This is a genomic window from Burkholderia sp. LMG 13014 (assembly GCF_905232215.1).
GTDB lineage: Bacteria > Pseudomonadota > Gammaproteobacteria > Burkholderiales > Burkholderiaceae > Burkholderia.
Genome location: NZ_CAJNKE010000243.1, coordinates 1 through 8,624, shown reverse-complemented (window position 1 = coordinate 8,624; position 8,624 = coordinate 1). Strand labels below are relative to the sequence as shown.

Below are 8,624 nucleotides of genomic sequence, written 5' to 3'. Positions count from 1 at the left end.
ATCCGAGCGGCCTTTTTTATCGGCGCGACAAAACGCCGCGGCGTTATGCCGCCTGCCGCTTGTCGCGTTCGATCAGCGCATACGCGCTGTGATTGTGGATCGACTCGAAGTTCTCGGCTTCGAGCACGTAGGCCATCACGCGCTCGTCCGCGTCGAGACGCTGCGCGACGTCGCGCACGAGATCCTCGACGAACTTCGGATTCTCGTACGCACGCTCGGTGACGAACTTCTCGTCCGGACGCTTCAGCAGGCCCCACAGCTCGCACGATGCCTCTTCCTCCGCGATGCGGATCAGCGCCTCGACTGGCAGGTCGGCCGCGAGCTCCGCGTCGATCGTCACGTGCGAGCGCTGGTTGTGCGCGCCGTACTGCGAGATCTTCTTCGAGCACGGGCACAGGCTCGTCACCGGCACGAGCACCTTCAGGAACAGGCGCGTGTCGCCGTTGCGGCTTTCGCCCGCGAGCGTCACTTCATAGTCGAGCAGGCTCTGCACACCCGACACCGGTGCCGTCTTGTTCACGAAGTACGGGAACGTGACTTCGATGCGACCGGCTTCGGCCTCCAGCTTTTCGAGCATCGACGCGAGCATCGCGCGGAAACGCTCGACCGTCAGCGGCGCGCGGTTCTCTTCGAGCAGCGCGACGAAGCGCGACATGTGCGTGCCCTTCTGGTCGGCCGGCAGACGGACGTCGAGGTTCCAGACACCGACGGTCGGCTGCACGTCGCCGCTTTCGGTACACACCGTCAACGGATGCCGGACCGCCTTCACGCCCACGCGCTGAATCGGAATCTGGCGGGTATCCACCGTGCTCTGCACGTCGGGCATCACGAAGGCGGGATTCATCTGGTTCATCTTGTTCAATCCTTGTAAGCCGCGCGTTCGACGACGCGCACGCCGCATCATGCGGCAGCCGGAAAAGCAACATGGGCCCGCAGGCCCATGTTTTCCGCATCAATGAAGACCGGTTGCGCCAGTCGCACCGGCACCGCCCGCAGGCGGCACCAGCTTATGCGACGCGCTTCGCCTGACCGGCGACGTCGGCCGCCGGATTCAGAAAGCGTTCGCGAATCGATTTCGCGATACCCGCGCCGTCGAGGCCGCATTGCGACAGCAGCTTCGCGGGGTCGCCGTGATCGATGAACAGGTCAGGGAGGCCCAATTGTAGTACGGGTCGGATAACCCCACTCTCCATCAGGGCTTCCACGCAGGCCGAGCCCGCGCCACCCATCACGCAACCTTCCTCGACCGTGACGAGGTAGTCGTGCGTTTCGGCGAGTTCACGCACGAGCGCCGCATCGACCGGCTTCACGAAGCGCATGTTCGCGACGGTTGCATCGAGCTCCTCGGCTGCGGCGAGCGACGGTGCGACCATCGTGCCGAACGCGAGGATCGCGACGCGCTTGCCTTCCGGCTGCGACGTCTGGCGACGCACTTCACCCTTGCCGAGCGGGATCTCGGTGAATTCCTTCACCGTCGCCACGCCCGTGCCCGCGCCGCGCGGATAGCGCACCGCGGTCGGGTTCGGCTGCTGCAGCGCCGTGTGCAGCATCTGGCGGCATTCGTTCTCGTCGGACGCAGCCATGATCGTCATGTTCGGGATGCAGCGCATGAACGCGAGATCGTACGCGCCCGCGTGCGTCGCGCCGTCCGCGCCGACGAGGCCCGCACGGTCGATTGCAAACACGACCGGCAGGTTTTGCAGCGCGACGTCGTGGATCAGCTGGTCGTAAGCACGCTGCAGGAACGTCGAGTAGATCGCGACGACCGGCTTGAGGCCTTCGGTTGCCATGCCGCCCGCGAACGTCACCGCGTGCTGCTCGGCGATGCCGACGTCATAGTAGCGATCCTTGAAGCGCTTCTCGAACTCGACCATGCCCGAGCCCTCGCGCATCGCGGGCGTGATGCCGACCACGCGTGAATCGCGCTCGGCTTCATCGCACAGCCACTCGCCGAACACCTGCGTGTACGTCTTCTTCGCGGGGGCGGTCGATGGCTTGATGCCTTCGGCCGGGTTGAACTTGCCAGGGCCGTGGTAGAGCACGGGATCGGCTTCGGCGAGCTTGTAGCCCTGGCCTTTCTTCGTCACCACATGCAGGAACTGCGGGCCGCGCAGTTCGCGGATGTTCTGCAGCGTCGGGATCAGCGAATCGAGATCGTGACCGTCGATCGGGCCGATGTAGTTGAAGCCGAACTCTTCGAACAGCGTGGCCGGCACGACCATGCCCTTCGCGTGCTCCTCGAGCTTGCGCGCGAGTTCGAGCACCGGCGGCGCAACACTCAGCACGCGCTCGACGCCCGCGCGCGCAGCCGCATAGAAGCGGCCCGACATCAGGCGGGCGAGATGGCGATTCAGCGCGCCGACCGGCGGCGAGATCGACATGTCGTTGTCGTTCAGGATCACGAGCAGCTTCGCATCTTCCGACACGCCCGCGTTGTTCATCGCCTCGAACGCCATGCCGGCCGTCATCGCGCCGTCGCCGATCACGGCGATCGAGAAGCGGTCGTCGCCGTTCAGCTGGCTGCCGATCGCCATGCCGAGCGCGGCCGAGATCGACGTGCTCGAGTGCGCGGTGCCGAACGTGTCGTATTCCGACTCCGAACGGCGCGGGAAGCCCGAGATGCCGTCCTGCTGGCGCAGCGAATGCATCTGGTCGCGGCGGCCCGTCAGGATCTTGTGCGGGTAGGTCTGGTGACCCACGTCCCAGACGATGCGATCGTTCGGCGTGTTGAACACGTAGTGCAACGCGATCGTCAGCTCGACCGTCCCGAGGTTGGACGACAAATGGCCGCCCGTCTTCGACACACTGTCGAGCACGAACGCGCGCAGTTCATCCGCGAGCGGTTGAAGTTGGCGACGATCGAGGCGGCGCAAATCCGCCGGGTCGTCGATGGTTTTCAGCAAGTCGTACATCGTCGTTCCATTGTAGGAAATCAAACGCGCCCGCATTCTGTTGCACGCACCGTAGCGTGTGCGCGGCGGCGGGCTTTCGCGTCAGCTGACCCGGTTCACTACCAGGTCGGCAAGTTCGGCGAGACGCTGTGCGCGTGCGCCGAACGGTTTCAGCGCGTCGTGCGCTTCGGTGCGCAGTTGCGCTGCGAGCTCGCGCGACGCCTCGAGGCCGAGGATCGATACATAGGTCGGCTTGTCGTTCGCCGCGTCCTTGCCGGCCGTCTTGCCGAGCGTCGCCGAATCGGTCGTGACGTCGAGAATATCGTCGACGACCTGGAAGGCCAGACCCACGGCCCCCGCGTACACGTCGAGCGCAGCCATCGTTTCCGCGGACGGCGTCTCGCCAGCCAGCGCGCCCATCCGCACGGCTGCGCGCAACAGTGCGCCCGTCTTCATCCGGTGCATCGTCTCGAGCTGCTCGCGCGTCAGCTTGAGGCCGACGCTCGCCAGGTCGATCGCCTGCCCGCCGGCCATGCCGATCGAGCCGCTCGCCAGCGCCAGTTCGCGCACGAGCGCAGCCTGCTGCACCGGCGACAGCGCCGCGGCATCGGTCAGCGCAACGAACGCCTGCGATTGCAGCGCGTCGCCGACGAGCAGTGCCGTCGGCTCGTCGTACTGCACGTGCACGGTCGGCTTGCCGCGACGCAGCGCGTCGTCGTCCATGCACGGCATGTCGTCGTGCACGAGCGAGTAGACGTGGATCATCTCCAGTGCTGCCGCCGCCGCATTGCGCGCCGCTTCCGTCGCGCCGGTGAGTTCGCCTGCTGCATGGCACAGCAGCGGGCGAACGCGTTTGCCGCCGCCGAGGACCGCATAGCGCATCGCCTCGTGAAGTTTCGCCGGCATCGCGGTTTCAGCGGGCAGATAGTGGCCGAGTGCGTCCTCGACGCGGTCAAGCACGGACCGCATCCATTGTTCGAATGTCATAGATCGTCGTCTTCGCCGTCCGTGGCGGCCGTTCCGGACGAAAGCGGCTTCAGCGTCGCGCCGTCGAGCACGCGAACCTGCTGCTCCACTTTCTCGAGCTGCTGTTGGCAAAACGCAACGAGGGTCGCACCGCGGCGATACGCCGCCAGTGAATCCTCGAGGCTCAGCGCGCCGCCTTCCATCCGGGTAACCAGCGTCTCGAGTTCCGCGAGCGCCATCTCGTAATTGTCCGGCAACGGTTCGGTGCCATTACCGGGCGGCGTGGCGCCAGAGGATGCGGTTTTCGCCATGGACGAGGGTGTCAAATTTCAAAACAAGTCGGACATTCTACGGCAAAAGAGAATTTTCCGACCTGCCGTCGTGGGCCCCCGGGTACATATTCCGGCCCCATCTTCGACGCACATTGTGCGCCTTCCGATTGTCGCCCGACAAAAAATTGACACAAATCAGGCACTTATTCCTAGCCTTACGAGGCGAACCGGGTATAATTCCCCGTTTCCCTAAATCGATTTTTCGATGGTTGGGTTGTTCACTGCTTTCACGCTAACACCGGGAGTGGGAATGTCCAATCTGAGCGATGCGCTTCAGTTGAAGTCGGCTCACAGCCAGCTTCCAGTCACTGCATACTTCGATGAGGCGCTACTCGAGCGCGAGATCGAAACCCTCTTCAAGAAAGGACCTCGTTACGTCGGGCACGAGTTGATGGTGCCCGAGGCGGGGGATTATTTTGCGTTGCCGTCCGAGAAGGAAGGCCGCGTGCTGGTCCGCAACCAGGCGAACCAGATCGAACTGCTGTCGAACGTCTGTCGCCACCGGCAGGCCATCATGCTCAACGGGCGCGGCCACACGCAGAACATCGTGTGCCCGCTGCACCGCTGGACGTACGATCTGGAAGGCGAGTTGCTCGGCGCGCCGCACTTTCCCGACAAGCCGTGCCTGAACCTCGGCAAGAGCCCGCTGCAGAACTGGCAGGGGCTGCTGTTCGAGGCCGAAGGCCGGCATGTCGCGCGCGACCTTGCCCACCTCGGCACGAAGCATCACTTCGACTTCTCCGAGTACCTCTTCGATCACGTCGAAGTGCACGAGTGCGATTACAACTGGAAGACGTTCATCGAGGTCTACCTCGAGGATTACCACGTCGTCCCGTTCCATCCGGGCCTCGGCAGCTTCGTGTCGTGCGACGATCTCAAATGGGAGTTCGGCGACTGGTACAGCGTGCAGACGGTCGGCGTGCACAACGCCCTCGCGAAACCGGGCAGCGCGACTTACCAGAAATGGCACGAGCAGGTGCTGAAGTTCCGTAACGGCGTGCCGCCGGAGTTCGGCGCGATCTGGATGGTCTACTACCCGGGCCTGATGATCGAGTGGTATCCGCACGTGCTCGTCGTGTCGTGGCTGATTCCGCAAGGCCCGCAGAAGACGACCAACATCGTCGAGTTCTATTACCCCGAGGAAATCGCGCTGTTCGAACGCGAATTCGTCGAGGCCGAGCGCGCCGCCTATATGGAAACGGCCGTCGAGGACGACGAGATCGCGATGCGGATGGACGCAGGCCGCCGTGCGCTGATGGCACGCGGCGAGTCGCAGGTCGGCCCGTACCAGAGCCCGATGGAAGACGGCATGCAGCACTTCCACGAGTTCCTGCGCCGCCATCTCGGCGACATCTGACGGCAGGTGCGGCGCTTTGACGCCGCCCGGCATCCGGCAGACGAAAAGACGGGCTTCGGCCCGTCTTTTTTTGTTTAGACTTGGAATGTCAGGCCATTCGCACTCCAGGGAGCCGTCATGCCACACACCCACTACACCACACTCATCTCCGCCGCCAATCTCGCCGAGCGCCTGGCGGCGGCGCCCGGCAGCGTCGCGCTGTTCGACTGCCGCTTCGATCTCGTCGATCCCGCTACCGGTGAAGCCGCGTATGCAGCCGGCCATCTCCCCGGCGCCCAGTACCTCCATCTCGACCGCGATCTGTCGGGCCGCAAGACGGGCACCAACGGTCGCCATCCGCTGCCGACCCGCGACGCACTCGCCACGCTGCTCGCGAGCCGCGGCCTCAAGCAGGGCCAGCAGGTCGTCGCGTACGACGCGCAAGGCGGCGCCTATGCGGCGCGCCTGTGGTGGCTGCTGCGCTGGCTCGGCCACGATTCGGTCGCCGTACTCGACGGCGGCCTGCAGGCCTGGGAAGCAGCCGGCCAGCCGCTGACGGCCGACGTACCCCACCCGGCCGCCGGCGATTTCCGCGCGGCTGCACCGCTCGAATCGACGGTCGACGCGGCCGCCGTGCTCGCCAACGTGAACGCACCCACGCGCATCGTGATCGATGCACGCGCACCCGACCGCTACCGCGGCGAAAACGAAACGATCGATCGTGTGGGCGGCCACATCCCCGGCGCGCGCAACCGCTTCTTCAAGGACAACCTGACCGCCGACGGCCGCTTCAAGACCGGCCATGAATTGCGCGAGGCATTTTCCGCCGTGCTGGCGGGCACCGAACCGAACCGCGTGATCCTGCAATGCGGCTCCGGCGTCACCGCATGCCACAACGCGCTTGCGCTGGAGATTGCGGGCCTGCACGGCGCGTCGCTGTATCCGGGCTCGTGGAGCGAATGGAGCGCCGACCCGTCGCGGCCGATCGCAACCGGCCCGACACCGTAAGCGCAGGCGGCTCGGCGCAGTCGTAACGAAGCGGCGGCATCTGCCGCCGCTTGCCGTTTACATCACGCCATACTTGCGGAGCCACGCGATCGCACGCTTCCAGCTCTCCTCCGCATCGGCCTTCACATAGCTCGGCCGGTAATCGGCAAAGAACGCGTGACCGGCATCCGGATACACGACGATCTCCGATTCGCGCGCGAGCTTCGAATCGCTCGTCTGGATCGCCTTGCGCATGTCGGCGAGCGACGCCTGCGTGATGTTCGTGTCCTTCTCGCCATACAGCCCGAGCACCGGCACCTTCAGCAACGATGCATGATCGACCGGGTTGAACGGTGTCATCTCGTCGGTCTTGCCGTCGACGAACCCATACCACGCAACGGCTGCCCGCACGTGCGGGTTGTGCTCCGCATACAGCCAGCTCTGACGGCCACCCCAGCAGAACCCGACCACGCCGAGACGCGACAGGTCGCCGCCGTTCTTGCCGGCCCACGCGACGGTCGCATCGAGATCCTCGGTCACTTGCCGGTCCGGCACCTTGCTGATGATGTGCTCGTCGAGCTCCTTGATCGTCGGATACTTCGCTGCATTGCCCTGCCGCGCGAACAGGTCGGGGGCGATCGCGAGATAGCCGAGCTTCGCGAAGCGGCGGCAGACATCGGCGATGTGCGCGTGCACGCCGAAGATCTCGTGGATCACGATGACGACCGGCAGGTTCGTCTTGTCCTTCGGCTGCGCGCGATACGCGGGCACGCTCGAGTCACCCGAGCGGATCTCGACGGTGTCGACGTCCAGCCCTTCGCTGTCGGTCGTGACCGTCTGCGCCGACACGGGCAGTACGGCCGCCGCGAAGGCCCCGCCCAGCGCGGCCTGCATGAACTTGCGGCGCGAGAACGGAACGTGGGGAACCAGGCTGTCGACTTCGGGTTTCAACATGAATGCACTCCTCGATTGGGCGCCGCCGTCACGATCACGGACACGGCATGACGGGGCATCGCGCCGGCGCGCGGCGCGGATGTCGCGGCGATTGGCACACCGCCACAAGCGGAAACCCGGACAAGATGCCCAATAATCCGTTGTCGCGTCAACTGTCGGATATGTAAGACTCGATTACGACGCGTCGATTCGACACGTCGATCGTCGCGCGGAAACCCGCAGGCGGCCCGTCGAATCGCGATGCAACAAGCCGCATGCCGATCACCGTTGGGCGATCGGATGCTGGCGAACTGAAACGAAAAACACGCGGGCGATATAGTCCCTCAAACGCAGGCCCGGCGGCCCGCAAAAGACAACGGGCGGGGACCGCACACGACGTGCGCAGTCCCCGCCCGCTCCCCGCGTGAATGCGCGCTCAGTGCAGCTTGACGCGCGGCAGCGTCGTGCGCCGCAGCCAGTGCGCGACCGTGTCGAGCATCATCCGCGGATAGCCGTGCAGCGCGGCGATGTGCATCCGGTACAGCGACATGTACATGAAGCGTGCGAACAGCCCTTCGATCAGCATGTTGCCGCCGATCAGCCCGCCCATCAGGTTGCCGACCGCGCTGAAATGGCCGAGCGACACGAGCGAGCCCAGGTCGCGATACGTGAATTCGGGCAGCGGGCGCCCGTCGAGCCGGCAGCCGATTGCCTTCAGCAGGAAGTTCGCCTGCTGGTGCGCAGCCTGCGCGCGCGGCGGCACGTTGCGCTCGTTGCCGGGCCATGCGCATGCCGCACAATCGCCGAGCGCGAACACGTTGTCGTCGGTGAAGGTCTGCAGCGTGCGGCGCACGTCGAGCTGGCCGAGCTTGTTGACCTGGAGGCCATCGAGATTGGCGAGCACAGGCGGCGCCTTGATGCCCGCAGCCCAGACCGTCAGGTCGGCACGCACCGTCTTGCCGCTCGCCGTATGGATGGCCCCGGGCGCCACCTCGGTCACGCGCTCGGCGAGCATCAGCCGCACGCCGATCTTTTCGAGCAGTTCGGCCGTCGCCGACGACACGCGTTCCGGCAACGCCGGGAGGATCCGCGGCCCCGATTCGATCAGCACGATGCCGACGTCGTGCCGCGGGTCGAGCTTGTGCAGCCCGTAAGCCGACAACACCTGCGCGGTGTTGC

The 8,624-nt window shown here is 65.4% G+C and carries 8 protein-coding genes; 2 read left to right on the top strand and 6 right to left on the bottom strand.

Annotation, left to right across the window (positions count from 1 at the left end; all coding sequences use genetic code 11):
• Positions 1-43: 43 nt before the first annotated feature.
• The 4 genes from folE2 to JYJ84_RS21545 all read right to left on the bottom strand — a co-directional run bounded on the left by folE2 (position 44) and on the right by JYJ84_RS21545 (position 4,168).
• Positions 44-853: a GTP cyclohydrolase FolE2 gene (gene folE2 / locus JYJ84_RS21560; RefSeq protein WP_122949734.1), complete on the bottom strand. Its 810-nt coding sequence runs from the start codon at positions 851-853 to the stop codon at positions 44-46.
• A 154-nt stretch (positions 854-1,007) separates the two neighbouring features.
• A complete protein-coding gene (gene dxs, locus JYJ84_RS21555; protein WP_122949173.1) occupies positions 1,008-2,912 on the bottom strand; it encodes a 1-deoxy-D-xylulose-5-phosphate synthase in 1,905 nt (634 codons plus the stop codon).
• An 81-nt stretch (positions 2,913-2,993) separates the two neighbouring features.
• Complete coding sequence (locus JYJ84_RS21550) at positions 2,994-3,878, bottom strand: polyprenyl synthetase family protein (RefSeq protein WP_122949172.1); 885 nt, start codon at positions 3,876-3,878, stop codon at positions 2,994-2,996.
• The gene (locus tag JYJ84_RS21545) at positions 3,875-4,168 is read right to left on the bottom strand and encodes an exodeoxyribonuclease VII small subunit (RefSeq protein ID WP_175221796.1); all 294 of its coding nucleotides are present in this window, start codon (positions 4,166-4,168) and stop codon (positions 3,875-3,877) included. Before JYJ84_RS21545 ends, JYJ84_RS21550 begins: the two co-directional genes overlap by 4 nt.
• A 271-nt stretch (positions 4,169-4,439) precedes the next feature.
• Between JYJ84_RS21545 and JYJ84_RS21540 the strand changes: the two genes are divergently transcribed.
• Together JYJ84_RS21540 and JYJ84_RS21535 are read left to right on the top strand one after the other, a co-directional pair.
• Complete coding sequence (locus tag JYJ84_RS21540) at positions 4,440-5,546, top strand: aromatic ring-hydroxylating dioxygenase subunit alpha (protein WP_122949170.1); 1,107 nt, start codon at positions 4,440-4,442, stop codon at positions 5,544-5,546.
• A gap of 117 nt (positions 5,547-5,663) precedes the next feature.
• Positions 5,664-6,533 (top strand): sulfurtransferase, encoded by an 870-nt coding sequence (locus JYJ84_RS21535; RefSeq protein WP_175221795.1) that lies wholly within the window; start codon positions 5,664-5,666, stop codon positions 6,531-6,533.
• A gap of 57 nt (positions 6,534-6,590) precedes the next feature.
• Here JYJ84_RS21535 and JYJ84_RS21530 read toward each other — a convergent pair whose 3' ends face one another.
• Positions 6,591-7,466, bottom strand: coding sequence for a dienelactone hydrolase family protein (locus tag JYJ84_RS21530; protein WP_175221794.1), 876 nt, complete (start codon positions 7,464-7,466; stop codon positions 6,591-6,593).
• Between the two features lie 415 nt (positions 7,467-7,881).
• On the bottom strand, positions 7,882-8,624 hold a 743-nt coding region (locus JYJ84_RS21525), incomplete at its 5' end, for an NAD(P)/FAD-dependent oxidoreductase (protein ID WP_205189441.1).

Coding starts and splice junctions, on each gene's coding strand:
- folE2 (WP_122949734.1), bottom strand. CDS start 853: ATGAACCAGATGAATCCCGCCTTCGTGATGCCCGACGTGCAGAGCACG.
- dxs (WP_122949173.1), bottom strand. CDS start 2,912: ATGTACGACTTGCTGAAAACCATCGACGACCCGGCGGATTTGCGCCGC.
- JYJ84_RS21550 (WP_122949172.1), bottom strand. CDS start 3,878: ATGACATTCGAACAATGGATGCGGTCCGTGCTTGACCGCGTCGAGGAC.
- JYJ84_RS21545 (WP_175221796.1), bottom strand. CDS start 4,168: ATGGCGAAAACCGCATCCTCTGGCGCCACGCCGCCCGGTAATGGCACC.
- JYJ84_RS21540 (WP_122949170.1), top strand. CDS start 4,440: ATGTCCAATCTGAGCGATGCGCTTCAGTTGAAGTCGGCTCACAGCCAG.
- JYJ84_RS21535 (WP_175221795.1), top strand. CDS start 5,664: ATGCCACACACCCACTACACCACACTCATCTCCGCCGCCAATCTCGCC.
- JYJ84_RS21530 (WP_175221794.1), bottom strand. CDS start 7,466: ATGTTGAAACCCGAAGTCGACAGCCTGGTTCCCCACGTTCCGTTCTCG.